The following is a 24,632-nucleotide window of genomic DNA, read 5'->3' on the forward strand; positions in this document are numbered from 1 at the left end:
GGGCCTCCCGCCCTATCTGTCTCCTACAACGATTCATTTGAGGGTCGGATCAATAGGGGGTGGGCTGCGCCCTTCGTCGTGGCCCAGCCGAAAAATAATCTCCGGGCGTGTCGATTCCGCCCGCCGCCGCTCGTCGTCCTGATAAGAGCCCAACTCCAAGCCCGGAGTCGGGCCTGCCACCGACCCAGGAGACGACGATGCGATTCATGGTGATAGTCCGCGCCACCGCGGATTCCGAAGCCGGCGTGATGCCGAGCGAAGAGCTGCTGACCCAAATGGGCCAGTACAACGAGGAACTGGTCAAGGCCGGTGTGATGGTCGGCGGCGGAGGCCTGCAGCCCAGCGCCAAGGGTGCTCGCGTGCGTTTTTCCGGCAACCGGCGCGACGTGATCGACGGGCCGTTCGCCGAGACCAAGGAGCTGATCGCCGGCTACTGGCTGTTCCAGACCGGCTCGCTGCAGGAAGCGGTCGAATGGGTCAAGCGCTGCCCCAACCCGTTCGAGGAGGGCGAGAGCGAGATCGAGATCCGCCAGGTGTTCGAGTCCGAGGACTTCGGCACCGAGTTCACCCCGGAACTGCGCGAGCAGGAAGAGCGCCTGCGCGAGCAGATCGCCGCACGCCAGTGAGCTGCCCGCAGCCATCCGCCCGTCGCGGAGCGAGGCTTTACTGAATCAGATGAAAACTTCCGTCCGTTACCGCAGCCGGGTCACTTTCTCTTGCTGACCCAGGAGAAGAGAAGGGCTTTTCCACTCATTACAGAGGCAATCAAATGAGCACACAAATCTTCGTCAACCTCCCCGTCAAGCAACTCGACCGTTCGGTCGCGTTCTTCACCCAGCTCGGCTACAGCTTCCACCCACAGTTCACCGACGAGAACGGCACCTGCATGATCGTCAGCGACACCATCTTCGTGATGCTGCTGGCCGAACCGTTTTTCCAGACCTTCACCAAGAAAGCCTTGTGCGACGCGACCCGGGCCACCGAAACCATCCTGTGCCTGTCGCAGGACAGCCGTTCCCAGGTCGACGAGATCGTCGCCAAAGCTGTCGCCGCCGGCGCCAAGACGCCCAGTGCAGCGCAGGACCACGGCTGGATGTACCAGCACGGCTTCGAGGACCTGGACGGTCATCTGTGGGAGTTCGCCTACGTGGACCTGTCGGCGATGCCGCAATCCTGACCACCCGCCACCGGGAGAAACACGACATGCGCTTCATGATGCTGATGATCCCCAAAGGCTACGAGAACGCGGCGCCTGGCACCGTGCCCGATGCCGAAGCCGTCGCGGCGATGATGAAATACAACGAGGCCTTGCAGAAGGCCGGCGTGCTGCTCGCGCTCGATGGCCTGCACCCGCCGTCGATGGGCGCGCGCGTGTCTTTCGCCAGCGGCAAGCCGCAGGTGACCGACGGCCCCTTCGCCGAAGCCAGGGAAGTGCTCGGCGGCTACTGGATGATCCAGGTGAAGTCGAAGGAAGAGGCGATCGCCTGGGCCTCGCGCTGCCCGGCATCCGACAACGAGGTGATCGAGGTCCGTCAGGTACAGGAGTTCAGCGACTTCCCCGCCGACGTGCAAAAAGCCGCTGCCGGCCTGCAGGACATGCAGCTGCAGGCCACCGCATCCCAACCCAACTGACCGGAGTGCCCATGCTCAAGCTGATTGTCATCGCGATCGTGGTCCTGATCGCCGCGGTGCTGCTGTTCGCCGCCACCCGTCCGAACGACTTCCGCGTCCAGCGCAGCGTCCTCGTCCAGGCGCCACCGGAAAGGATCCACGCGCAGATCAACGATTTCCATCATTGGCAGGCGTGGTCGCCGTACGAAAAGCTCGACCCGGCGATGACGCGCAGCATCGGCGGCGCCGCGCAGGGCACCGGCGCGACCTACGGTTGGTCGGGCGAAGGCAAGGCCGGCGCGGGACGCATGGAGATCACCCGCTCCGAGCCGGCATCGCGGATCACCATCCAGCTCGACTTCACCCGCCCGTTCAAGGCCCATAACGTCGCCGAGTTCACCATCGCGCCAAAAGGTGATGCCAGCGAGGTGACCTGGGCCATGTCCGGCCAGCAGCCCTACATGGCCAAGCTGATGGGGCTGTTCTTCGACATGGACCACATGATCGGCCGCGATTTCGAGGAAGGCCTGAACAACCTCAAGCGCATTGCCGAGCAGTGACTCTGCTCGTCATTCCCGCGAGGGCGGGAACCCAGTGTCTTAGATTTCAATAGCCCGATGGCGCTCAGCACCGCCGCCTTCGCGGGGATGACGACAACGTTTCTGAGCTCGCCCACGTGGCTGGCATGCAGTTCAACCCACATGGAGCACGCATGACCGAGAATGCCAAAGTGAAAGGCCCCGCCTCGTACTTTCCGTCGATCGAGAAGCAGTATGGCCATCCGATTGCGCACTGGCTGAGCCTGCTGGAGACGATGGCGGAGCGTCGGCACATGGCAATGGTCACCTGCCTCAAGACCGAGCATCAGATGGGCCATGGCCACGCCAATGCCCTGGTCGCCTACCATCTTTCGCGCAACAACAACGCTTGAACACATTCCGACCGTGGACTTGCACCGATGCAGCAGCGGTGGTCTGATCGGTCGCCATGACGGCGACCGACATCCATCGCACCATCGACGCTGTCTGGCGCATCGAATCGGCACGGCTCATTGCCGGCCTCGCGCGCATGGTGCGCGACGTCGGCCTGGCCGAAGAACTCGCGCAGGACGCGCTGGTCACCGCGCTGGAGCGCTGGCCTGAATCGGGCGTGCCGGACAATCCCGGTGCCTGGCTCATGGCGACGGCCAAGCACCGCGCCATCGACCGGCTGCGCCGCAGCAAGCTGCTGCAACGCAAGCACGAGGAAATCGCCCGCGAGCTGGAAGCCGAGCAGGCGCACGCCGGCGATGCCCAGCTCGATGCGCTCGACGACCCCATCGGCGACGACCTGCTGCGCCTGGTGTTCACCGCCTGCCATCCAGTGCTGTCGACCGAGGCCCAGGTCGCGCTCACCCTGCGCCTGCTCGGCGGCCTGAGCACCGATGAAATCGCGCGCGCCTTCCTCGTCCCGGAACCGACGGTTGCCCAGCGCATCGTCCGCGCCAAGCGCACCCTGGCCGACAAGCAGGTTCCGTTCGAGGTGCCGCGCGGCGACGAGCTGACCGCGCGCCTGGCCTCGGTGCTGGCGGTGGTGTACCTGATCTTCAACGAAGGCTATGCCGCTACCACCGGAGACGACTGGATGCGGCCGGCGCTGTGCGAGGACGCGCTGCGCCTGGGCCGCATCCTCGCCGGACTCGTGCCCAACGAGCCGGAAGTGCACGGCCTGGTCGCGCTGATGGAAATCCAGGCCTCGCGCGCCGCCGCACGCACCGATGCCTCCGGCCAACCGATCCTGCTGCTCGAACAGAACCGCGCACGCTGGGACCACCTGCTGATCCAGCGCGGGCTGGCCGCGTTGGAGCGCGCCGAACGTCTCAACCCCGCGCGCGGCCCGTACACGCTGCAGGCCGCGATTGCCGCCTGCCATGCCCGCGCCGCTACCGCCGAGGACACCGACTGGGCGCGCATCGCCGGCCTGTATGCCGCCCTCGCCCAGCGGGTGCCCTCGCCGGTCGTCGAACTCAACCGTGCGGTCGCGCTGTCGATGCTGTTTGGCCCGGAGGCTGGCCTGCGACTGGTCGATGCCTTGACCGGCGAGCCGTCGTTGAAGGACTACCACCTGCTGCCGGGCGTGCGCGGCGATCTGCTGCGCAAGCTCGGTCGCTTCGACGAGGCGCGGACAGAGTTCGAGCGCGCCGCCGCGCTGGCCCGCAACGCGCGCGAACGCACGTTGCTGGAGCAGCGTGCGCGCGACTGCGCCGCGCAGGCTCAGGCCGGCACGGCGTGATCGCGTCCTGCGCTGGCTGATCTCGGCGCCATGGGCGCTTCCACGTCCTCGCGTGCCAGTCGCCTGCACAGGTCCGCTGTCGCCTCGTCCACTGGAAAGCAGCACTCGATGTGCAGCTCGTCGATGGTCACGTCGCGCGACGTGCCGAAGGTGGTGAAGGTGGAGAAGAAACCCAGTTCCTGTGCATCGCGACGGAACCGCACCGTCAGCAGCGGCAACGGCGCGGCTCCCAGCTCGCGCGTGCGCCAGCGCGCCGGAACGCCGGGATAGGCGAGCACTTCGTCCAGCAACGCGCGTGATTCCGCGTCGGGCGCGGCCGCGACCGCGCTGTGGAGGTGGCGAAGGATGTCGCCGGCGACTTCCTCCCAGTTCACCACCGCTGCGCGCAGGTCGTCGGGGTCGAAGAAAGGGCGCAACAGGTTCTGGTGCGGGCTGTCGCGACCGCCCAGCACGAAGCGGTTGACCCGCGCGGCGGCGCGATTGGCCATCAGCACGTCCCAGCGCCGGTTGAGGACGAACGCCGGGTACGGCTCCTGCTGCTCGAGGATGAACTCGACCGCACGCCGGATCTGCGCCAGCTCCGGCGTGGCCAGTGCCGTCTCCGGGTATTTCGGTGCATAGCCCGCCGCGACGAACAATGCATTGCGCTCACGCAGCGGCATCTCCAGCACATCGGCCAAACGGGTCAGCAGCTCGCGGCTGGGCTGCGATTTTCCGGTTTCGACACAGCTCAGGTGCCGCGACGACAGCCCCGCATCGAGCGCGAGATCGAGCTGGCTCAGGCGCCGCGCCGAGCGCCATTCGCGGAGCAGGGTGCCTACGTGCGCTGCGGACATGGTCGACGACCGGGTCGGGAGAATGGTCCGGAGCATAAGGTTCCGCCTCGGCGAAAACCATGACCTGCCAAGTCATGACGCCATGACCTCCCAGGTCATTGCCGGCATGCCCTGGCGCGCCAATCATTTGCCCAACAACGGCTCCCCCCTTTCCAGGAGAGACACACATGCAGCGCAGGAATTTTCTCGTCATGGCCGCCAGTGCCATCGCCGTGGGCACGATCGGCGGCGGCCTGTCCCGCATCGCCGGTGCCACCGCCCCGTCGTTGGCGACGGCCAGCCGCCCGCTGGATGCCGCGGCCTTCCATGCCGCGCGCCGCTTCGCGAAGACCCGCTTCGGCAACATCGCCTACATCGACCGCGGTGCAGGCGACGCCGTGCTGTTCCTGCACGGATTCCCGCTCAACAGTTTCCAGTGGCGCGGCGCCATCGAACGCCTGTCACCGTACCGTCGCTGCATCGCGCCCGACTTCATGGGCCTGGGCTACACGCAGGTGGCGCATGGCCAGAGCCTTGCCCCCGAGGCGCAGGTTGCGATGCTGGTGACCTTGCTCGACCGGCTGTCGATCAAGACCGTCGACCTCATCGCCAACGACAGCGGTGGCCAGGCGGCGCAGCTCTTCGTTGCACGCCATCCCGAGCGGGTGCGCACGCTGCTGTTGAGCAACTGCGACACCGAGATCAACAGCCCGCCCGCGGCGATGGCGCCGGTCATCGCGCTGGCCAAGCAGAACCAGTGGGTGGACCAGTGGATCGCCCCCTGGCAGGCCGATCCGGCGCTCGCGCGTTCGGCGCAGGGCATCGGCGCGATGTGCTATGCCGACCCGGCAAACCCAAGCGACGAAGCGGTGGCGACCTACTTCACTCCGCTGGTCAGCACACCGCAGCGCAGGGAACTGGCCAATGGCTATGCCGTCGCGCTGGCGCGTAACCCGCTGGTGGGCATTGCAGCGGCGCTGAAGCGCAGCAAGGTGCCGACGCGGATCGTCTGGGGCATGGCCGACACCATCTTCGCACCGACCGATGCCGAGCATCTGGACCGCGCGTTTGGCAATTCGCGCGGCGTGCGTCGCCTGGACGGCAGCAAGCTGTTCTGGCCGGAAGAGCGTCCGGACGTGATTGCCGAAGAAGCGCGGCAGCTGTGGGGTGTGGCCTGAGTGCGCAGCGCCGGCACGGCGTCGCGATCGCCAGCATCCGGCAGCCGGTCAATGACTGGGCCTGATTCCAGGCGATCGCGCCGCGCGGCGTAACAGTCGGGAAAGGGTCGGCCCGGCAACCGGGCCGACCTCGAGCCTCGTTCAGAGCGTGACGATGGGCTTGAAGCCGCCCCAGAACATGCGCTTGCCGTCGAACGGCAGCTTCTTGGGATCCATCATCGAGGCCAGGCGCGGATCGCTCATCACCTTGGCGTTGATCTTGTCGCGTTGCGCGCGCGACTTGTAGACGATCCACGAGAACACCACGACCTCGTCGGGCTTGAGCTTCACCGCCTGCGGAAACGAAGTGACCTTGCCGGGCTGGACATCGTCGGCGACGCACTCGATGTATTCGATCGCGCCGTGCTCGCGCCAGACCTTGCCAGCCTTGCGCGCCATGCTGCGGTAGGCCGCGAGGTTTTTCTTGGGGACCGCCAGAACGAAACCGTCGACGTAACTCATGGGACTCTCCTGCGTTGGGGTTTGCAAAAGTGCGTACCGGTAGAACGGATGGCTGCGCCGCGGTGGCAACGCCGCATCCTGCAACAGTCGGCGTCAGCGCAGCGGCAAGGCCGCGTTGTGCGCGACCGCGTTCACTGCGCCTGCGTCGTCTAGACCTGAATGCGCAAGGTCATGTTCATGTCGAAGCCGAAGTCCTTGCCGGCATCGATGCCACTGGCCACGAGTACGGCCGTCAGCGGCGGCGTGGACGCAGTGTGTTGCGATGCGGCGGGAGATCGCGAAGGGCATGGCGGGTTCCTGGGTGGCGGTGGACGCGGGGAGCCAATCGGCGATGACGTCGGATTGCGGCCCTTATGAACCTGACGAACAGGGGCCGGCCAGATCGACATGCCGTCGACGGACCAAACGCATGCTGCGAGGACTGGCTCCGCCGCGACGGCGGGGCGTTATGCCCTGCCCCGGCCAAGCATTCGATCCACCCCGACCAGCACCGCGCCGACCGCCACAAACACGCCCAGCACCACCACGGCGTTGCCTATCACCACGCCCCAGCCGTGCTGGTCGACATCGAGGAAGGGGTACGGGTACTCGTGGACGACGGCCCCGCGCAGGAACACCCACAGCACGTAACCGGCCGGAAACAGCAGCCAGGCCGGCAGGTCGCGCCAGGCCAGGCGACCGTGCGGCGCCACCAGTGCCCACCAGGACAGATACAGCAGCGGTGTCGCGTAGTGCAGCCCGCAGTCAGCCCACCACTGCAGGCCTTGCGGGTGCCAGAGATGGCGCAGCACCGTGACGTACACCAGACCGGTCACGCCGATGTACAACGCGACCGCCGCCTGCACCCGCGGCTGACTGAGCTGGCCGTCGCCGTGCCCGCGCAACGCGGCACGGCCGGCGGCCGCGACCACCAGCAGGTTGCTGAGTACGGTGAAGAAACTGAAGTAGCGCACCGTCGCGAAGCCCGGTCCGACCGTGTCGAGGGTGGCCCGGATCAGCAGCAGGTACTGCAGCGCCAAGGCGGCCAGGGCCACTGCGACCACCAGCAGGGCACCGGCACGGCCGGGCCAGCGGATCGAAGGAGTCGACTGGATGGCGGGCATGCCGGGATCCTGTGCGCAACGGATCGAGCTTGGCACGGCCCACACGGGAGCGCATCCATCGGCGACTGCGGCGAGAATAGCGGTACCCCATCACTGCCCGGCCGCAATGACCCCGAACCGCAAGGCGCAACTGCAAATCCACTTCTGCGTGCTGCTGTGGGGCTTCACGGCGATCTTCGGCAAGCTGATCACCCTGCCGGCGCTGCCGCTGGTGTGGTGGCGCATGCTGCTGGTGGTCGCTGCGCTGGCGCTGGTGCCGCGCGTGTGGCGCGGGCTGCGCGCGATGTCGCCGCGGCTGATGCTGGCCTACGCCGGCATCGGCGCGCTGGTCGCGTTGCACTGGCTGACCTTCTACGGCGCGATCAAGCTGTCCAATGCGTCGGTCGGCGCGACCTGCATCGCGCTGGGCACGGTGTTCGTGGCGATGATCGAGCCGTGGCTGACACGCACGCGCTTTTCCAAGCGCGAGCTGGCGCTGGGGCTGATGGTGCTGCCGGGCGTGGTGATGGTGGTCGGCGGCGTGCCGGTGTCGATGCGCGTCGGCATCGCGGTCGGCGCGGTGTCGGCGTTGCTGGTGGCGGTGTTCGGCTCGCTCAACAAGCGCCTGGTCGAGCACGGCGACCCGCTCACCGTGACCGCGCTGGAGCTCGGTGCCGGCGTCCTCACCCTGACCTTGCTAGCGCCGGTCATGCCGCTGCTGTTCCCTGCCTTCGCCGGCCCGCTGCTGGTGCTGCCGAGCGACCACGACGCGGTCCTGCTGCTGGTGCTGGCCCTGGCCTGCACGTTGCTGCCGTTCGCGCTGTCGCTGGTCGCGCTGCGGCACATGAGCGCGTTCGCGCAGCAACTGGCGGTCAACCTGGAGCCGGTCTATGCGATCGTGCTGGCGGCGCTGCTGCTGGGCGAGCAGCGCGAACTGACGCCGCTGTTCTATGTCGGTGTGGTGGTCATCCTGGCGGCCGTGTTCATCCATCCGTTGCTGGGCACGCCGCGGCCGCTGCAGCATCCGGAAGTGCTCGGCACCTCCGAAGCCAAGGGCGTTGCCGAATGATCGCCAGTGCGTCGCGCATCGCGCCGGCGTGCCGATTCGTGGCAGGCTAGCGCCCTCACCTCCACCAGGCCGCGCATGTACCTCGAGCACTACGGCATCAAAGAGCCGCCGTTCTCGATCACGCCGGACCCGCGCTTCGTTTTCCTCAGCGAGCGCCACCGGGATGCACTCGCGCACCTGCTGTTCGGCATCGGCCAGGGCGGCGGCGGCGGCTTCGTCCAGCTTACCGGCGAGGTCGGCACCGGCAAGACCACGCTGTGCCGGCTGCTGCTGGAGCAGGTGCCGGAGAACACCCGCGTCGCACTGGTGCTGAACCCGCGCCTGACCCCGGCCGAGCTGCTGGAGACCCTCTGCGAGGAACTGCACCTCGATCCGGCGAACGCACGCGGCAGCCTCAAGGCCCTGGTCGACCGGCTCAATACCTATCTGCTCGACGCCTACGCGCAAGGGCTGCGCGTGGTGCTGATCGTCGACGAGGCGCAGAACCTGTCGATGGAAGCGCTGGAGCAGGTGCGGCTGCTGACCAACCTGGAAACGCCGACGCAGAAGCTGCTGCAGATCGTGCTGCTGGGCCAGCCGGAGTTGCGCGACCTGCTGGCGCGCGCCGACATGCGCCAGCTCGCGCAGCGCATCACCGCACGCTACCACCTGACCCCGCTCGACGCCGCCGAGACCGGCGAGTACCTGCGCCACCGCCACCGTGTCGCCGGCGGCACGCACTTCCCGTTCACCGCCGCGGCGGTCGCGCGCATCCACCGCCATGCCGGCGGCGTGCCGCGGCTGATCAACATCATCGCCGAGCGCACCCTGCTGGCCGGCTACGTCCACGACCAGTCCATGCTGGATGCGCGCTGGGTCGACCGTGCAGCCCGCGAGGCCTTGCCCGAGCGGCCACGCCGGCTGACGCCGCTGCGCATCGTCGGCCTGGCCGGTGCGGCGCTGGCGCTCGTTGTCGCGGTGGCCTGGTGGTGGCCGCGCACGGCGACGCTGCCGGCGGCGAGCGCGGCTTCCGCCGTCAAACCGGCCGTCTCGACGCCAGCGCCGCCACCCGCAACCGCGGCGGCGGCCGCCCTCGACGCCGAGGCCCTTGCCCAACGCATTGCCACCGCGTCCTCCTCGCTGCAACCGGCCTGGCAGCGGTTGCTGTCACTGTGGCAACTGCCCACCGCCAGCGGCGACGTCAATGCCGCTTCGGCGTGCCCGCCGGTGCTGGCGCCGGGCGTCTATTGCCTGCGTGCCCGCGCCCGCCTGGACACGCTGGTCGCGCTCGGTCGACCGGTCGCGCTGCGCCTGCGCGAGGGCGCGCACACCGCCTGGGCCGTGCTCGAAGGCGCCGACGCAGTGAATCTGCGCCTGCAGCTGGACAACAGCAGCCTTGACGTCGAGCGGTTGGCGCTGGAGCGGCATTGGGACGGCGAGTACGCCGCCCTGTGGCGCGCCCCTGCCTTCCTCGCCGAGCCGCCACGCGCCGATACCCGCGGTGCAGCGGTCGACTGGGTGCAGGCGCGACTGCAGCCGCGCTACCTGCCGGCGCAGGCCGGCCCGGCCGTGTTCGACGCCGGCATGCGCGAGGGCGTGCGTCGTTTCCAGCGCGCGCGCGGCATAGCCAGCGACGGCGTGATCGGCCCCGAAACCCTGATGGCGCTCGCGGCCAACGACGACGGCCCGCGCTTGCAGCGGGAACGGGAGTGAGCCGATGTCGCTGATCCTCGACGCCCTGCGCAAATCCGAAGCCGAGCGCCGCCGCGGCCAGGCCCCGGGCCTGTATGCCGAGCTGCCGCCGCTGGTGCCGGCGCCACCGCCGGCCCCGGCACGCCGGCTGTGGTGGTTGCTTGGCGTGGCCGCCGCGCTGGCGGCGACCGCCTGGCTGATGCGCGACCACTGGAGTGCGCCACCGGCGGCACGGGTGGCGACTGGGCACGTCGCCACGGCCGCCGCGACCGCGCCGCAGAGCCCACGCGCCATCGCGACGGAAACTCCTCCACCCGCGCCGGTGGCGATTGCGACGCCCGCTCCTGCTGCACCACCGCCGGCCACCGCCGTCGTTGGCGCAACGACCGCGCCACCGGTGCTGCCCCCCACACTGGCACCCGCGCCGCTGGCCGAACGCGCCCCGCCCCGCCCCGCCCTTGCCGACGCCATCGACAGCTCGCCTGCCGCCACCGCCGGCACACCCCCCGCCGAGCCGCTGCCCGCACCGTCGCACGAACCGCCGTCACCCGCAGCGCCGGAACCGCGCACGGCCGGGGACCCGCTGCGGCTGGCCGACCTGTCCGCCAGCCAGCGCGAGCAGCTGCCGCCGCTGAAGGTCAGCATGCACATGTGGGGCCCGGCACCGGCACAGCGCTTCGCCATCATCGACGGCGCCCGCGTCGGCGAGGGTGCCCGCGTCGGCGAGGCCGTCGTCGACGAGATCACCCGCGACGGCGTGGTGCTGAGCTGGCACGGCCAGCGCGTGGCATTGCCGATCCGCTGAGCACCCCCATCCCGCCCGCAGTTGCGCGCAGGCCGCTGCGGGCGTGACTATCTCCGGGTCTTCCACCCAGGGGTTCGGCCATGAACAGCAGCACCCAGCAAGACACCGGCAAGCTGATCCTGCGCATCGCGCTCGGCACGCTGATCTTCCTGCACGGCATCACCAAGCTCGAAGGCGGCCTCGACGGCATCATCCAGATGGTCGAGACACAGGGCTTCCCCGGCATCTTCGGCTACGGCGTGCTGATCGGCGAAGTGCTGGCGCCGCTGCTGGTCCTCACCGGTTTCTTCGCGCGCATCGGCGGCGTGCTGATCGCGATCAACATGCTGTTCGCGCTGTATCTGGTGCACCAGGGCGACATCGGCCGCCTCAACGAGACCGGTGGCTGGGCCATCGAACTGCAGGTGATGTTCCTGGCCACCGCGGTCGCGGTCGCCCTGCTGGGGCCGGGCAAGTACGCCTTCAACCAGCGCTGAGTGCCCCTCTCCCGGCCTTCGGCCACCCTCTCCCACCAGGGGAGAGGGACGGCTACAGCCGGCTGACCCGGAATCTGCGTCCCTTGATCTTGCCCTCGCGCAACCGCGCGAGGGCCTGCGTGGCCTGCCCACGCGCGACGGCGACGTAAGCGCGCGTGGCGAACACGTCGATCTTGCCGACCGCCTCGGCCTTGAGCCCGGCGTCGCCGGTCAAGGCGCCGAGGACGTCGCCGGGCCGCAACTTGTCGCTGCGCCCGGCGTCGATGCGCAGCGTCACCATCGCCGCGGGCGGTACGTTCGACGCCTTGCCCGCCAGCGGCGCCGCACGCTCCCAGCGCAACGGCTGGCCCTGTTGCTCCTCGATGGCCTTGGCGCGCGCGAGCTCGCGGGACGTGCACAGGCTCAGCGCGAGACCCTCGCTGCCAGCGCGGCCGGTGCGGCCGATGCGGTGCACGTAGCTGTCGGGATCGCTGGGCAGGTCGTAGTTGACCACCATCGCCAGTTCCTTGACGTCGAGGCCGCGCGCGGCCACGTCGCTGGCCACCAGCACCGTGCAGCTGCGGTTGGCGAAGCGCACCAGCACCTCGTCGCGATCGCGTTGCTCCATGTCGCCGTGCAGCGCCAGCGCGGTGAAACCGTAATGAGCCAGCGAGCCCGCCACCTCGTCGACGTCGCGGCGCATGTTGCAGAACACCACGCACGACTCGGGCCGGTACTCCAGCAGCAGCGCGGCCAGTAGTGGCGTCTTCTTCGTGACGTCGACCTCGTAGAAACGCTGGTCGATGGCGGCATGGCGTTCGCCGCCGGCGACCGTCACCTCGACCGGATCACGCAGCAGGCCGCGGCTGATCGCACGCACGGCATCGGGGAACGTCGCCGAGAACAGCAAGCCCTGCCGCGACTTCGGCGTCTTGCCGACGATCTCGCGGATCGGCTCCTCGAAGCCCATGTCGAGCATGCGGTCGGCCTCGTCGAACACCAGCGTGCGCAGCGCCGAGAAATCCAGCGCGCGCTTGCGCAACAGCTCCTGGATGCGGCCGGGCGTGCCGACCACGACCTGCGGCGCGTGCTCCAGCGAGGCCAACTGCGGCCCCAGCGGCATGCCGCCGCACAGGATCGACAGCTTCAGGTTGGGGATCGCGAAGGCGAGCTTGCGCAGCTGCTTGCCGACCTGGTCGGCCAGCTCGCGGGTCGGGCACAGCACCAGCGCCTGGGTGCTGCTGAGCGCGGGGTCGAGCCGGCGCAGCAGGCCAAGGCCGAACGCGGCGGTCTTGCCGCTGCCGGTCGGCGCCTGCGCGATCAGGTCACGGCCGTCGAGGATCGCCGGCAGGCCCTGCGCCTGCACCGGCGTCATCTGTGTGTAGCCCAACGCCTGCACGCCCTGCAGCAAGGCCGGGGTCAGCGAGAGGGACGAAAAGCAATCGGGGAGCAACTCGGTCATGCGCCATGATCGCAGCAATCGTCCGAGTGCGGGCTCGACGGGCCCGATTCGCTATCCTGCGGCCATCGGCTGACCGGCCCGCCAGGACGCGCACAGGCATGACCACCGACCCGCAGTTCATGCACATCCGCATCGTGCTCGGCATCGTGCTGGGCCTGGCCCTGACCACCCTGCTCAAGGGCATGGCGCGCTTCGTCCAGCACCCCGGCCGCGAGCGCATCTACTGGGTGCATCTGGGCTGGGCGATCTCGATGTTCGTGCTGCTGGTGCACTTCTGGTGGTGGGAGTTCAGCCTGATCCACGTGCATCCGTGGAGCTTCATCGCCTACGCCTTCCTGATCGGCTACGTGGTGGTGCTGTTCCTGCTGTGCACCCTGCTGTTCCCCGACGACCTGGCCGACTACAGCGGCTGGCGCGATTATTTCCAGTCGCGGCGCGGCTGGTTCTTCGGGATCATGGCCGTGGCGTACCTGATCGACTTCGTCGACACCCTGATCAAGGGCCGGCCCTATTACCACCACTTCGGCATCGAATACCCGATCCGCAACATCACGATGATCGCGCTGTGCCTGGTCGCCATGAAGCTGCGTTCGGAGGCTTTCCACCGCGGCTTCGTCGTCGTCGCGGTGCTGTACGAACTGTCCTGGATCTACCGGCTGTACGACTACGTGCAATGACGCGCCGGCAGTGGTCAGTCAAGGTCGACTGGCGGCATGACATGAGCCTGCGCACCCGTGATGCCGTCGCCTCCCGAGGTGCGCCGAACCCCTGGCCGTCCTCACAAGGCGCTGCCCCCGCCTGTGGCTATGCTGCCGGCATGAACCGACCACCCATTCCGGCACCACCATGAGCCGCGCCTTCGTCAAGGAGCACGACGACGACGCGGGCGACCTGCCCGAGCTGCCGCTCAGCGAGCACTCCAACTACGTCACCTCGCGCGGGCTGGCACAGCTGCGCGCGCGCCTGGGCGATGCCGCGCAACGTTTCGACGCGATCACCGACGATGCCGCCGACGCCAAGCTGCTGCGCGCCCACCTGGCCCGCGAACTGCGCTGGCTGCAGGCGCGCATCGCCGGCGCCATCCCCGTCGCTACCGAAAACCAGCCCCCGGATCGGGTCGGCTTTGGCGCCACGGTCGAACTGGTCGATGACGACGGCCAGACGTACCGCTACCGCATCGTCGGCGAGGACGAGGCCGACCCCGAGCATGCGCTGGTCAGCTGGGTCTCGCCGCTGGCGCGCGCGCTCAGCGGTGCCCGCGTGGGCGATACCGTGGTCTGGCTGCGTCCGGCCGGCGACCTCAACATCGAGGTGATGGCCATCGACTACGCGCCCGGCGCGGACGCCTGAGCGGCGGAGACGATCGCATCAAGGCAACAAAAAAGCGGGCCGAAGCCCGCTTTTTTTGTCCTTCCATGAGGCCGATATGATCAGGCCCGAACGCGCTTCGGGAACCCCACCATGCGCTGCGTTTCCTCGCACCACAGCTTGAGCCGCGCGCTCTTGAGGCTGGTCCACAGCGTCAGGCGCGGCGCCGCCTGCAACAGCGGGCTGGACTCGTAAGCCTCGCGCAGGCGGTAGTTGGGGATGCGACTGGCGAGGTGATGGATGTGGTGGTAACCGATGTTGCCGGTGAACCAGTGCACCACGCGCGGCAGGTCGTAGAACGAACTGCCGGCGACCGCGGCACGGCTCGAATCCCATTCGCCCTTGCGTGCCCAGTACGCGTCCTCGAAGGTGTGCTGCACGTAGAACAGCCACACTCCGGCGGCACCGGCGATCAGAACGATCGGCAGATGCACCAGCAGCACCGTGTGCCAGCCGATCGCGAAGCCGAGCGCGACGAAAGCGACAATCAGCATCAGGTTGTTGAGCAGCACGCTCGCCCATTCCTTTTTCCACGAGAACGGCAGGTCGAACGGGAAGCGGTGCTTGATCACGAACTGGTACAGCGGGCCGACGCCAAGCAGCACCGGCGTGCTGCGGTACAGGCGGTAACCGAAACGGCGATGCCACGGCAGGGCGCGGTACTCGGCCACGGTGAGCGTGTCGATGTCGCCCATCTCGCGGCGATCGAGATTGCCCGAGGTGCCGTGATGCACGGCGTGGGTTTTCTTCCAGTAGCCGTACGGAAACAGCGTCACCAGGCCCAGGCAACGCCCGACGATGTCGTTGGCACGCGAACTGGCAAAGAACGAACCGTGGCCGCAGTCGTGCTGGATGATGAAGGTGCGCACATACAGGCCGGCGGCTGGCAAGGCGATCAGCAACGTCCAGCCGTAGCCCCACTGCCCGACCACGCTCCAGGCCATCAGCGTCCACAGCACCGCGAACGGCACCAGGGTGTTGATCAGTTGCCATACGGCGCGGCCGAGATGCGGTTTGGCGAAACGTGCGCACAACTGGCGCAGGTTGGTGACGGGGGCGTGCGGGGCAGCGTCGTTCAAGGAGGCATCTCGGGACTGGACACTGCATTCTCCGCGCCCGCCGCAGTCGCGGCAATGACATCCGCAGGCGTATGGCCATTGGTCACGCCCGAACTGCGACGCAGCGCCATTCATGACAGCGATTCGTTCAGACAACGCGTGTCGGCTACGCTGTACCGATGCCCGCCTGGTACGTCTACCTGCTCGAATGCCGCGACGGCAGCCTCTACACCGGCATTGCCACCGACGTGCAACGGCGTTATGCCGAGCACGCCGCCGGCAAGGGCGCACGCTACACGCGCTCGCACCCGCCGCTGCGGCTGCTGGCGAGTTTTTCTTACCCGGATCGCGCCACGGCCAGCCGCGCCGAGTACGCGATCAAGCGCCTTAAGCCGGCGCGCAAGCGCGCGCTTTGCGCTGACGGCGCCGCCGCCTTGGCCTTCACCGCCGCCGACGCGTGAGTCGTATTGCGCAATGCCGGTCGCACTGCGACCCTGTGCGCCATTCCATCCGTGCCCAGACCATGCAGCAGATCGATTTCGAACTCGACCGCGATCACGTCGAACTCAACCAGCTGCTGAAACTGGTCGGCCTGTGCGACAGCGGAGGCGCCGGCAAGGCCATCGTCGCCAGCGGTGCGGTCACCGTCGACGGCACGGTCGAGCTACGCAAGACCTGCAAGATCCACGCGGGCCAGGTGGTGCGGCTGGACGATGTCGAAATCCGGGTGATCACCACTTGAGCCTTGTTCGTCATGGGCACTACCTTCTCCTCCGGGAGAAGAGATGAGGGTACGGCGAAGCGGTAGAGGTCTGAGCCTTTGCGACTTCGCCGTACCCTCACCCCCACCCCTCTCCCGGAGGGAGAGGGGCTTCAAGACGACCGGGGGATTTCCCTCAGTGCCATGACGGACCTCGGCGATGTTGGGGACCGCCCTAGCTGTTGCCCTTGGCGCGGGCAAAGGCCGCGGCCAATGCGTTGTTGGCCGGTGGTGCCGGCAGCGCCGGCTTGCCGCCACCGCGCGCGACATCGCGAGCACCGCGCGCCGGCGCACCGCGGTCATCGCCACGACCACTGCCACGCGGCTCACGCACGGCCGGCACGCTGTCGTCCAGGCGCCGCGTCAACGCGATGCGCTTGCGCGGGACATCCACCTCGAGCACGCGCACCTTGACCACGTCGCCGGCCTTCACCACTTCGCGCGGGTCCTTGACGTACTTGTCCGACAACGCCGAGATGTGGATCAGGCCGTCCTGGTGCACGCCGATATCGACGAAGGCGCCGAACGCGGCGACGTTGCTGACCACGCCTTCCAGGATCATGCCGACCTGCAGGTGCTTGATGTCCTCGACACCGTCGGCGAAGCGCGCGGCCTTGAACTCCGGGCGCGGGTCGCGACCGGGCTTTTCCAGTTCCTTGAGGATGTCGCGCACGGTCGGCACGCCGAAGGTGTCGTCGGTGAACTGCTCCGGCTTGAGTCCACGCAGCAGCGGCGCATCGCCGATCAACCGCTTCACTTCGGGCGCGCTCACTTCGCGGCCGCACTGCTTGAGGATGCGCTCGACCACCGGATACGCCTCCGGATGCACCGACGACGCGTCCAGCGGCTGCTCGCCGTCGGCGATGCGCAGGAAGCCGGCGCACTGCTCGAAAGTCTTGTCGCCCAGGCGCGGCACCTTGAGCAGCTCCTTGCGGCTCTTGAAGGCACCGTTGGCATCGCGGTAGACGACGATGTTCTCGGCCACCGTCGAGGACAGGCCCGACACCCGCGTCAGCAACGCCGCCGAGGCGGTGTTGACGTCGACACCAACCGCGTTGACGCAGTCCTCGACGCGCGCGTCGAGGGCGCGGGCCAGGCGGAACTGGTCGACGTCGTGCTGGTACTGGCCCACGCCAATGGCCTTGGGCTCGATCTTGACCAGCTCAGCCAACGGATCCTGCAGGCGCCGCGCGATCGATACCGCGCCACGGATTGACACGTCGAGATTGGGGAACTCCTTGGCGGCGAACTCGGAGGCCGAGTACACCGACGCACCGGCCTCGCTGACCACGATCTTCTGCATCTTGCGTTCGGGCGCGAGCTTGATCAGATCGGCTGCAAGCTTGTCGGTCTCGCGCGAGGCGGTGCCGTTGCCGATCGCGATCAGGTCGACCGAATGCTTGAGGCACAGCGCGCGCAGCGTGTGCAATGACTGATCCCACTGGTTCTTCGGCACGTGCGGGTAGATCGTGTCGGTGGCGACGAGCTTGCCGGTCTGGTCGACGACAGCCACCTTGACGCCGGTGCGCAGGCCCGGGTCCAGGCCCAGCACCGCCTTCGGCCCGGCCGGCGCGGCCAGCAGCAGGTCCTTGAGGTTGTCGCCGAACACCGCGATCGCCTCGGCCTCGGCCTTTTCGCGCGCCTGGCCGAACAGGTCGAGCAACAGGTGCAGGTGCAGCTTGGCCTTCCAGGTCAGGCGGCAGCTGTCGAGCAGCCACTTGTCGGCGGGGCGGCCCTGCGCCTTGATGCCGGCGTGGTGGGCAACTCGGCCTTCGCCCTGCAGGTGGCCGGCCTCGGCATCGCTGCCCGGGTCGAGGTCGAGGAACAGGAACTCCTCGCGACGACCGCGGAACAACGCCAGCAGCCGGTGCGAGGGAATCTTCGCCAGCGGCTCGGCGTGGTCGAAGTAGTCGCGGAATTTTTCGCCCGCTGCCTCCTTGCCTTCGGCGACACGGGCGCGGATCACGCCGACTTCCGCCAGCCAGCCGCGCAACTCGCCAACCAGAGTCGCGTCCTCGCCCCAGCGCTCCATCAGGATCGCGCGGGCACCGTCGAGCGCGGCCTTGGTGTCAGCGATGCCCTTGTCGGCGTCGATGAAACCGGCGGCGAATTCTTCCGGCACGTGCATCGGGTCGGCGAGCAGGCCGTCGGCCAGCGGCTCCAGCCCGGCCTCGCGCGCGATCTGCGCCTTGGTGCGGCGCTTGGGCTTGTACGGCAGGTAGAGGTCTTCCAGGCGCGCCTTGCTGTCGGCGGCCTCGATGTCGACGCGCAATGCGTCGGTCATCTTGCCCTGCTCGTTGATGCTGGCCAGCACCGCGGCACGACGCTCCTCGAGCTCGCGCAGGTAGGTCAGGCGCACCTCCAGATTGCGCAGCTGGGTATCGTCCAGACCACCGGTGACTTCCTTGCGGTAGCGCGCGATGAACGGGACGGTCGCCCCTTCGTCGAGCAGGCCGATGGCGGCGCGGGCCTGGGCCGGTTGCGCGCCGATCTCGTCGGCGATGGTCTGGGCGATCTTGAGGGCGAGCTTCGAGTTCGGATCTTGCATTGCTTCCAATCGGATGAACCGGCGCAGCCGGTGGACACACGGATTGTGGCAATGCCGGCGCGCTCGCGTAACCCGTTGACAGCACGGATGTTTGCGCTAGGGCCTGCGATGGTGTTCGCAGGTTCCGCGTGGGCAAGTCCGGGCATGTACCGGACTTGCGACGTCTGAAAAGTCCGCGATGGGCTTGTTCAGACCTTCCCGATGACAGGCCTCAGACCAGGATCGACAGCAGTTTGGTGATGATCTCGTCGACCGAGGTGCTGACCAACACCACCGCCAGCAGCGGCGACGCGGCGGCAACCGTGAGTGAGATCAACAGGTTGCGATCGAATGGCACCACGCTCATGCCGTTGACCGTGCCGTAGACGCCGGTCAGGTCGGTGAGCGCGGACGAATCGCCGGCCTCCAGGATCGGCGCGCCGGCGCCGCGGGTACGACCCAGCCACTTTTCCTCGAAACGCTCGCTGCAGTCGGTGCCCAGCGCGCCGTAGGTGAGCAACCCGGCCTGCTTCAGCATCAGCAGTTGGCGTGACAGCAACAGCAAGGGCGCCACCAGCAGCACCATGACCAGCACGACATAACCGCCCATCAGGAACTTCAGGCTGCCCAGAGTCGCGCCGTAGTACAGCACCTGCTCGACGCAACTGCCCGCGAGCAGCAGGCCACCGACCAGCGCCAGCACGGCGAAGGCGCGTTGCGCATAGCCGAGGAAGGCCAGGCCGCCACGGCCGTCCGGGTGCGCGGCATGCAGTGACAGTTCCATCCTGGCGTACTGCCACAGCAGGAACACCCACAACCCCAACCGCCACAACCACAGCAGGTTGAGAAAACGGAACACCGGCATGCCCACCCACACCAGCCATTGCCCGGCCAGGCTCAGCCCCTGCCCTTCGGTGCGCCAGTCGCTGACCGCATCGTGCAGACCCAGCGGCTGCGCGAGAAACGAGCCGGCGACGGCCAACACGAACAGGCCGATTTCCGGCAGGTTGGCGTCGCGCCAACCGCGCAGGCGCTGCAGTACCGCGTCGAAACGTTCCTGCGCTTCCGGTGCCACCATGTTGCGCAGACGCTGCACCGTGTGCCAGATGCGCTCGTCCGCGGCCGGCGCGGCCAGCACCAGCAGCGGCATGGCGATCAGGAAGCGGGCGATCACGGTGGGGTCGGAGAACAACGGGATCTGCACGCCGCCGGTCAACGTGCCCTTGGCGGCGGTAGCCACCACCATCGGCACCAGCACGATCAGCAGCAGGGCGAAGGTAAGCAACAACGCCGTCGGAACGCCCTCCCGGTGCAGGCCCACGGCGCGCGTGAGACGGAAGGCCGGCCCACCACGCAGCAGCGAATAGCTGTCATCCATCGTCCGTGACTCCACAAGGCTGATGCGGCCGGAGGCTAGCACGCGCCAAGCCGACGCACCGTCACGGTTAACGCACCGCAGCAGTCGCCGCCGCTTGTGCAGGGACGGTGACGCCCCCTGCCGTGGCAGGCTTGCCGGTGTGCTCCTTGGTTGTCGCGGCCGCCGAGCGCACCGGCACCAGCGCCGCGCCGAGGAACGAATCGAATTCGGACAACGGGCTTTCCGCCGGACAATCCGCGTCCGGGAAGCCGAAGTCCTGGCGCAGGTCGAGGCCGCAGGTGTTGAGCACGTCCAGCCCGATGTCCGGGGCCTTGCAGCGGCGGTCGAACGCGCGCGCGAATGAGTCGCGGCGGCGCACGAAGTCCTCGCCGCACTTGCGCATCAGGCGCAGCCGGTCGAGATCGTCCTGCGCCGGATTGATGCCATCGAGGCCGAACAGGGTGAGCTCCTCGTCGGTCAGCAGGCGCAGGCTGCGGTTGGGCACCGCCATCATCAGATCCGCCACGGCGACCGCGGCGCCGTTGCGCTCCAGGTAATCGCGGACCAGTTCGTAGACCACCCGCAGCTCGGCGTTGAGCTCGGCGCGCGTGGTCGCGGTGGAACTCATGCGGATGATGCGGTGGATGCCGACGCGGCCGGCGATCATGCGGTTGTCGCCGGCACTGAGGATGAACACGCAGGCGCTGTGGCAGATCGCCCCTTCGCGCACCCAGACCGTCCAGCGCGACTGGCCGATGAAGTCACCGGCCTTGACCGCATCCTCGACCTGGCCGCCGGCCGAATCGACATCGAGCACGCGCTTGACGATGCCCGCCTCGTCGGCCAGTCGGGTCACGCGCTCGATCAGTGCGGTGAAATCCGCGGCGATCTTGCCCTGGTAACGCAGCCGCGCGACGCCGCGCTCGGCGCAAGGTGCCAGCGCCTGTTTGAGGCTGTCACGGTCCAGGCCGGTCAGCGGCGGCTCGCCATCGCCCTTGGCCACGTAGTCCAGCTCGCAGCTGATCGAGGCCTGGCCGGACGACAACGCCTGCGCTGACCAGTCGATCGCGTCCTTGGCCTTGGCTTTCGCTGGCGCGGGTTTGGTCGCCGCCGCCGGCGCCGCCTTGACCGGCGCGACGCTGACGGCGCCACCGTCCTGCGGGCTGTCCACCTCTACGGTCTCGAAACGCCGCACCTCGTCGTCAGGGGCCTGTCGTTGACAGGCCACGAGCGACAGCAGGAGAACGAGCCACCAGGAAGGCTTGGGCATGCGACGGTTCGCGCTCGGATCAAAAACCGGGCTGTGCAGCATAAGCCGCGCCGGCTGACTCCCGGCCTAGCGCGCCGCGCTGGCCCGATTCAGACAAGCGCAGCCTCCGACACCGTCATGGCTCGGATCGGATGCGCTGCGGGGCATCGCGTTATCTTCCTCGGCCCAATCGCCGCACGGCCAAGCGGTCCGTTGCACGCGCGGTGGTTCCACAGCGGCGGCGTGTGCAGCGCGCGATCCACACAGGTCCGCCCTGCACGGTCTCGGCGAGCAGGCGCAACGCGCGGTACAGGTTGGACTTGCCGCTGTCATTGGCGCCGACCACCAGATTGAACCCATCGGCACGACCAGGTCACTCAGCAAGCGGTAGTTGGCGATGGCCAGCGTGGTCAGCATCCGCACGGCCGACCTGCGGAGCCGTCATGGGCACATTGTTGCCGCATCAACCGGCAAGCCGGGTGACACGCTGCCGTACCACACGGCCCAATGTGTCCTGCGCGCGCTCCATCGCACGCAGCTCATGGAACGGCGTGGCCGCGGTCAGTGCGCTCTTGGCCGCGGTGATGGTGTCCATCACGATCGGCGTGCCGTCGGGCCCAAGCATGTCGCTCAGGGTGCGGCGGTGGGCGTCGAGGCGGCGTTCGAAATCGTGATCGAGGCCGCGCCCGGCGCGGCGCGCGACCTGCCCGAGGGTGGCGCCGAAGCGGGCGAGTTCCTGCTGCAGTTGATCGGCGGTATAGGTCATGTCGTCATTGTCGGTGCGGCTGTCGCGCAGGGTGAGACGGGCCGGCGCACGGCCCATGAAATGCATTGCGGTCCGACGGTCAACGGCGCACCTCGTACCTGCGCACGCCGGTCCAGCGCGCGCCGTTCCGTGGTGCCTCGTCGCTGCGCATCGAGGCCCCGCGCGAAACGCGCTGCGGGCCATTCATCCAGGCCGCTGTGGGCGTGGCATTGGGTGCGGCCTCGATGACGAAGATCGCACCGTTGAGATCGAGCAGGTAGAGATGCCCGGAAGCGTCCACGCCGAAGCTGACGAGGTTGACGAAGGCACCGGCGTCCGGCGCGAAGTCGGCATTGCGCACGGTGAACTCCGTGCTCGGCAGGGTCGTGCCCGGTACCAGTCGCGCCACCGGCACCGACCAGACGTTTGGCCGGACGAAGTCAGCGAAGATGTACAGCCCGCGCAGCGATTCGACCGGCCCGCGGTACACATGCCCACCCGTGACCGAGTCGCCTTCGCGGGTGCCGGTGCCGTGCCGGTATTCGGCCACCGGTGGCGTCAAACCAGCGGTGGAACCGCCGCGGAACGGCGCCGTGCCTTCCAGGATCGGCCAACCAAAATTGGCGCCGCCATCGCCGGGACGCATCAGGTCGATCTCCTCGACATCGCCCTGCCCGACATCGCCGATCCACAGGTTGCCCGTCGCCGGATCGAAGCTGTTGCGGAACGGATTGCGCAGGCCGTAGGCCCACACTTCCGGCGCGCCACCGGCGGCCGCGAAGGGGTTGCCCGTGGGAATGGCGTAGTCGCGCGTCGGGTCGGCAGGGAACGCGTCGGTCGACGGATCGATGCGCAGGATCTTGCCGAGCAGCGTGTTCGGGTTCTGGCCGTTGTTGTCGGGATCGCCAGCACCGCCGCCGTCGCCGATCGCGATGTACAGCAGATTGTCCGGGCCGAAGCCGATCCAGCCGCCGTTGTGGTTGCTGCGCGGGTGCGGCACGCGCAGGATCGCATCGCCGCTGGCCGGATCGGCACGGTCACGGTCGCTCGCCAGCGTGCGGTAGCGCCGTACCTCGATGGTTCCGACGGGGTCGGTCACGAACACATAGAACGTGCCGCTGGCGCTGAAGTCCGGCGCGGTGGCAAAGCCCAGCAGACCGCGTTCGCCGTCGGTGGACAACTGGCCGGTGAGGTCCAGGAACGGCGTCGTCGCCACCGCACCGCTCGACGGGGTCAGGATCAGCACACGGCCGGACAGCTCCAGCACGAACGCGCGGCCGGAACCGTCTGGCACCGGCGCGAGGAAGACGGGCATGTTCAAACCGGACACGACACGCCGCACGCGGAAGCCGGCGCCGGCGACATCGGTGACCGTCACCGACAGCTGCTGCGTCGCCGTGGCGAGACCGTCGCTGACAGCAATAGCGACCAGATAGACGTTGTCGCGATTGGCATCTGCGGGCGCCTCGAAGTCCGGCGGCGTCTCGAACGACAGCATGCCCGCAGGGGTGATGCGGAACCGCGCCTGGTCGACGCCGCCCGAGAGCGAGAACGTGAGCGCATTGCCGTCCGGATCGCTGGCCGTGACCGCGTGGAAGGCCCCGGCCGTGTCCTCCGGCACCGACACGAACGCAGGCGACGTGAACGCCGGTGGACGATTGCCCGGTGCCACCACCACGGCCACCCGGCCGCGCCCACCGCCGCAGGCGGCCAACACGGCCGCAACCATCACCATTGCCAGCACCTGCAACGTGATTCGTCCGGGCAGCATGGCACCGCTCCTGCGCTCGATGGATGGGCTTGGGCCGTGCATTGGCAGGCCGATGCGGCAGGCTGGCAGGTGCTGCGCGTTGCGGGTGTGAAGGCTGTGCCAAAGAGCTTCATAAGCGGAAGCCTCCGCCCGCTGAAGCGGCCGGGTCACTTTCTTTGCTGCCCAAAGGAAGTAACCAAAGAAAGGGTTTCTCTCGACAAATCAGCCCCACGATCGGAGCGGTCAAGGGTATTTTCCGACTCGCCATCCTGTCTCGGTCGGAAACGGCGTGCATCCATGCACACCGCCCTCCGGGTCTGGAATGGAGTTGGCTATCACACAGCTCAAGAAAAACAACGAAAAGCGAAAAAAGTGCTTGCTATGGACTCCGACCGTCAGTCGATCCGGTACACCCGCGCCTTGGGCAGGTCCTCGTCGACCTGCAGGAACCAGCGCCCGGCCACGCCCGGGACAACCAGTATCTCGGGGGCTTCCAGCGGCTTGCGCAGTTTCATGTGGCCCTTGAGCACCTTCCACTGCTGGCCGTTATCCAGCGCGAAGACGGTGCCGGGCTCCCAGCCGTTCACCGTGATCTTCAGCCGACTCTTGATCGGCTGATCGTCCAGGCCGATGTACGACGCCGGGCTGCGTTCGCCTTCGCGCGGCGGTGCCGATTCCGGGTCTGGTCGGGTGTCCACCAGCCGGGGCTGGATACTCGCGTCCTGTTCCACCGCCTCGCGCAACATGCGATTGAGCATTTGCAGTTGCTCGGGCGACAAGCCGACGGTACGCAATTGCTCGGCGCTCAGGCGTTGCTCGATATCGACATAGGGCGGCTGTGCCAACACCGCGAAAGGCGCCGAGTACAGCGCCAAGGACAGGCCGATGGTCATCTTTG

The 24,632-nt window shown here is 68.1% G+C and carries 27 protein-coding genes; 15 read left to right on the plus strand and 12 right to left on the minus strand.

Going from position 1 to position 24,632, the window contains the following annotated elements; all coding sequences use genetic code 11:
* Nucleotides 1–197 precede the first annotated feature (197 nt).
* The 6 genes from ACFOLC_RS04125 to ACFOLC_RS04150 all read left to right on the plus strand — a co-directional run bounded on the left by ACFOLC_RS04125 (nucleotide 198) and on the right by ACFOLC_RS04150 (nucleotide 3,882).
* Nucleotides 198–626 carry a YciI family protein gene (locus ACFOLC_RS04125; protein WP_386757772.1) on the plus strand — a complete coding sequence of 143 codons (429 nt, stop codon included), beginning with the start codon at nucleotides 198–200 and terminating at the stop codon, nucleotides 624–626.
* 143 nt (nucleotides 627–769) lie between these two features.
* Nucleotides 770–1,177 (plus strand): VOC family protein, encoded by a 408-nt coding sequence (locus ACFOLC_RS04130; RefSeq protein ID WP_386757774.1) that lies wholly within the window; start codon nucleotides 770–772, stop codon nucleotides 1,175–1,177.
* A 26-nt stretch (nucleotides 1,178–1,203) separates the two neighbouring features.
* Nucleotides 1,204–1,632: a YciI family protein gene (locus ACFOLC_RS04135; RefSeq protein ID WP_386757776.1), complete on the plus strand. Its 429-nt coding sequence runs from the start codon at nucleotides 1,204–1,206 to the stop codon at nucleotides 1,630–1,632.
* A gap of 11 nt (nucleotides 1,633–1,643) precedes the next feature.
* Nucleotides 1,644–2,171, plus strand: coding sequence for an SRPBCC family protein (locus ACFOLC_RS04140; RefSeq protein WP_386757778.1), 528 nt, complete (start codon nucleotides 1,644–1,646; stop codon nucleotides 2,169–2,171).
* 152 nt (nucleotides 2,172–2,323) lie between these two features.
* Nucleotides 2,324–2,542, plus strand: a complete 219-nt coding sequence (locus tag ACFOLC_RS04145; protein ID WP_386757780.1) for a DUF4287 domain-containing protein — start codon at nucleotides 2,324–2,326, stop codon at nucleotides 2,540–2,542.
* 56 nt (nucleotides 2,543–2,598) lie between these two features.
* A complete protein-coding gene (locus ACFOLC_RS04150; RefSeq protein WP_386757782.1) occupies nucleotides 2,599–3,882 on the plus strand; it encodes an RNA polymerase sigma factor in 1,284 nt (427 codons plus the stop codon).
* Here ACFOLC_RS04150 and ACFOLC_RS04155 read toward each other — a convergent pair.
* Nucleotides 3,864–4,718, minus strand: coding sequence for a helix-turn-helix domain-containing protein (locus ACFOLC_RS04155; protein ID WP_386757784.1), 855 nt, complete (start codon nucleotides 4,716–4,718; stop codon nucleotides 3,864–3,866). The genes ACFOLC_RS04150 and ACFOLC_RS04155 overlap by 19 nt on opposite strands.
* Before the next feature lie 167 nt (nucleotides 4,719–4,885).
* Here ACFOLC_RS04155 and ACFOLC_RS04160 point away from each other — a divergent pair, with 167 nt between their 5' ends.
* On the plus strand, nucleotides 4,886–5,875 hold the full coding sequence (locus tag ACFOLC_RS04160; RefSeq protein WP_386757786.1) for an alpha/beta fold hydrolase: 990 nt from the start codon (nucleotides 4,886–4,888) through the stop codon (nucleotides 5,873–5,875).
* A 141-nt stretch (nucleotides 5,876–6,016) separates the two neighbouring features.
* On the opposite strand, the gene ACFOLC_RS04165 is transcribed toward ACFOLC_RS04160, so the two are convergent.
* Both ACFOLC_RS04165 and ACFOLC_RS04170 read right to left on the minus strand, forming a co-directional pair.
* Nucleotides 6,017–6,376, minus strand: coding sequence for a DUF1428 domain-containing protein (locus ACFOLC_RS04165; protein ID WP_386757788.1), 360 nt, complete (start codon nucleotides 6,374–6,376; stop codon nucleotides 6,017–6,019).
* A 446-nt stretch (nucleotides 6,377–6,822) separates the two neighbouring features.
* A complete protein-coding gene (locus ACFOLC_RS04170) occupies nucleotides 6,823–7,479 on the minus strand; it encodes a Pr6Pr family membrane protein (RefSeq protein WP_386757790.1) in 657 nt (218 codons plus the stop codon).
* 106 nt (nucleotides 7,480–7,585) lie between these two features.
* Between ACFOLC_RS04170 and ACFOLC_RS04175 the strand changes: the two genes are divergently transcribed.
* The 4 genes from ACFOLC_RS04175 to ACFOLC_RS04190 all read left to right on the plus strand — a co-directional run bounded on the left by ACFOLC_RS04175 (nucleotide 7,586) and on the right by ACFOLC_RS04190 (nucleotide 11,479).
* Entirely contained in the window at nucleotides 7,586–8,527 is a 942-nt protein-coding gene (locus tag ACFOLC_RS04175) for a DMT family transporter (protein WP_386757792.1), read from the plus strand.
* A 75-nt stretch (nucleotides 8,528–8,602) separates the two neighbouring features.
* Nucleotides 8,603–10,219 carry an ExeA family protein gene (locus tag ACFOLC_RS04180; RefSeq protein ID WP_386757794.1) on the plus strand — a complete coding sequence of 539 codons (1,617 nt, stop codon included), beginning with the start codon at nucleotides 8,603–8,605 and terminating at the stop codon, nucleotides 10,217–10,219.
* A gap of 4 nt (nucleotides 10,220–10,223) precedes the next feature.
* Nucleotides 10,224–11,003 (plus strand): general secretion pathway protein GspB, encoded by a 780-nt coding sequence (locus tag ACFOLC_RS04185; RefSeq protein WP_386757796.1) that lies wholly within the window; start codon nucleotides 10,224–10,226, stop codon nucleotides 11,001–11,003.
* An 80-nt stretch (nucleotides 11,004–11,083) separates the two neighbouring features.
* Nucleotides 11,084–11,479 carry a DoxX family protein gene (locus ACFOLC_RS04190; protein WP_386757798.1) on the plus strand — a complete coding sequence of 132 codons (396 nt, stop codon included), beginning with the start codon at nucleotides 11,084–11,086 and terminating at the stop codon, nucleotides 11,477–11,479.
* A gap of 52 nt (nucleotides 11,480–11,531) precedes the next feature.
* Here ACFOLC_RS04190 and dbpA read toward each other — a convergent pair whose 3' ends face one another.
* Entirely contained in the window at nucleotides 11,532–12,920 is a 1,389-nt protein-coding gene (gene dbpA, locus ACFOLC_RS04195) for an ATP-dependent RNA helicase DbpA (RefSeq protein ID WP_386757800.1), read from the minus strand.
* Nucleotides 12,921–13,018: 98 nt separating this feature from the next.
* On the opposite strand from dbpA, the gene ACFOLC_RS04200 reads away from it, so the two are divergent.
* Nucleotides 13,019–13,597 (plus strand): hypothetical protein, encoded by a 579-nt coding sequence (locus ACFOLC_RS04200; RefSeq protein WP_386757802.1) that lies wholly within the window; start codon nucleotides 13,019–13,021, stop codon nucleotides 13,595–13,597.
* A 169-nt stretch (nucleotides 13,598–13,766) separates the two neighbouring features.
* Nucleotides 13,767–14,270 (plus strand): GreA/GreB family elongation factor, encoded by a 504-nt coding sequence (locus ACFOLC_RS04205; RefSeq protein WP_386757804.1) that lies wholly within the window; start codon nucleotides 13,767–13,769, stop codon nucleotides 14,268–14,270.
* 80 nt (nucleotides 14,271–14,350) lie between these two features.
* On the opposite strand, the gene ACFOLC_RS04210 is transcribed toward ACFOLC_RS04205, so the two are convergent.
* Nucleotides 14,351–15,367 (minus strand): fatty acid desaturase, encoded by a 1,017-nt coding sequence (locus tag ACFOLC_RS04210; RefSeq protein WP_386757806.1) that lies wholly within the window; start codon nucleotides 15,365–15,367, stop codon nucleotides 14,351–14,353.
* Between the two features lie 158 nt (nucleotides 15,368–15,525).
* Here ACFOLC_RS04210 and ACFOLC_RS04215 point away from each other — a divergent pair, with 158 nt between their 5' ends.
* Together ACFOLC_RS04215 and ACFOLC_RS04220 are read left to right on the plus strand one after the other, a co-directional pair.
* Nucleotides 15,526–15,807, plus strand: coding sequence for a GIY-YIG nuclease family protein (locus ACFOLC_RS04215; protein WP_386757808.1), 282 nt, complete (start codon nucleotides 15,526–15,528; stop codon nucleotides 15,805–15,807).
* A 62-nt stretch (nucleotides 15,808–15,869) separates the two neighbouring features.
* Nucleotides 15,870–16,088 carry an RNA-binding S4 domain-containing protein gene (locus ACFOLC_RS04220; protein ID WP_386757810.1) on the plus strand — a complete coding sequence of 73 codons (219 nt, stop codon included), beginning with the start codon at nucleotides 15,870–15,872 and terminating at the stop codon, nucleotides 16,086–16,088.
* Nucleotides 16,089–16,281: 193 nt separating this feature from the next.
* Here the strand turns inward: ACFOLC_RS04220 and ACFOLC_RS04225 are convergent, their stop codons facing one another.
* From ACFOLC_RS04225 to ACFOLC_RS04255, 7 genes are all read right to left on the minus strand, one after another.
* Nucleotides 16,282–18,654: a Tex family protein gene (locus ACFOLC_RS04225; protein ID WP_386757812.1), complete on the minus strand. Its 2,373-nt coding sequence runs from the start codon at nucleotides 18,652–18,654 to the stop codon at nucleotides 16,282–16,284.
* Nucleotides 18,655–18,865: 211 nt separating this feature from the next.
* Complete coding sequence (locus ACFOLC_RS04230) at nucleotides 18,866–20,011, minus strand: hypothetical protein (RefSeq protein ID WP_386757814.1); 1,146 nt, start codon at nucleotides 20,009–20,011, stop codon at nucleotides 18,866–18,868.
* 67 nt (nucleotides 20,012–20,078) lie between these two features.
* A complete protein-coding gene (locus ACFOLC_RS04235) occupies nucleotides 20,079–21,260 on the minus strand; it encodes a COG3904 family protein (protein WP_386757816.1) in 1,182 nt (393 codons plus the stop codon).
* Nucleotides 21,261–21,411: 151 nt separating this feature from the next.
* Nucleotides 21,412–21,585 carry an AAA family ATPase gene (locus ACFOLC_RS16195; protein ID WP_449284288.1) on the minus strand — a complete coding sequence of 58 codons (174 nt, stop codon included), beginning with the start codon at nucleotides 21,583–21,585 and terminating at the stop codon, nucleotides 21,412–21,414.
* Nucleotides 21,586–21,702: 117 nt separating this feature from the next.
* Entirely contained in the window at nucleotides 21,703–22,062 is a 360-nt protein-coding gene (locus tag ACFOLC_RS04245; protein ID WP_386757818.1) for a hypothetical protein, read from the minus strand.
* A 22-nt stretch (nucleotides 22,063–22,084) separates the two neighbouring features.
* On the minus strand, nucleotides 22,085–23,755 hold the full coding sequence (locus ACFOLC_RS04250) for a PQQ-dependent sugar dehydrogenase (protein WP_386757820.1): 1,671 nt from the start codon (nucleotides 23,753–23,755) through the stop codon (nucleotides 22,085–22,087).
* Nucleotides 23,756–24,129: 374 nt separating this feature from the next.
* On the minus strand, nucleotides 24,130–24,627 hold the full coding sequence (locus tag ACFOLC_RS04255; protein WP_386757822.1) for a hypothetical protein: 498 nt from the start codon (nucleotides 24,625–24,627) through the stop codon (nucleotides 24,130–24,132).
* Between the last annotated feature and the right edge of the window lie 5 nt (nucleotides 24,628–24,632).

Source organism: Lysobacter cavernae (genome assembly GCF_042648505.1).
GTDB classification, from domain to species: domain Bacteria; phylum Pseudomonadota; class Gammaproteobacteria; order Xanthomonadales; family Xanthomonadaceae; genus Lysobacter_L; species Lysobacter_L cavernae.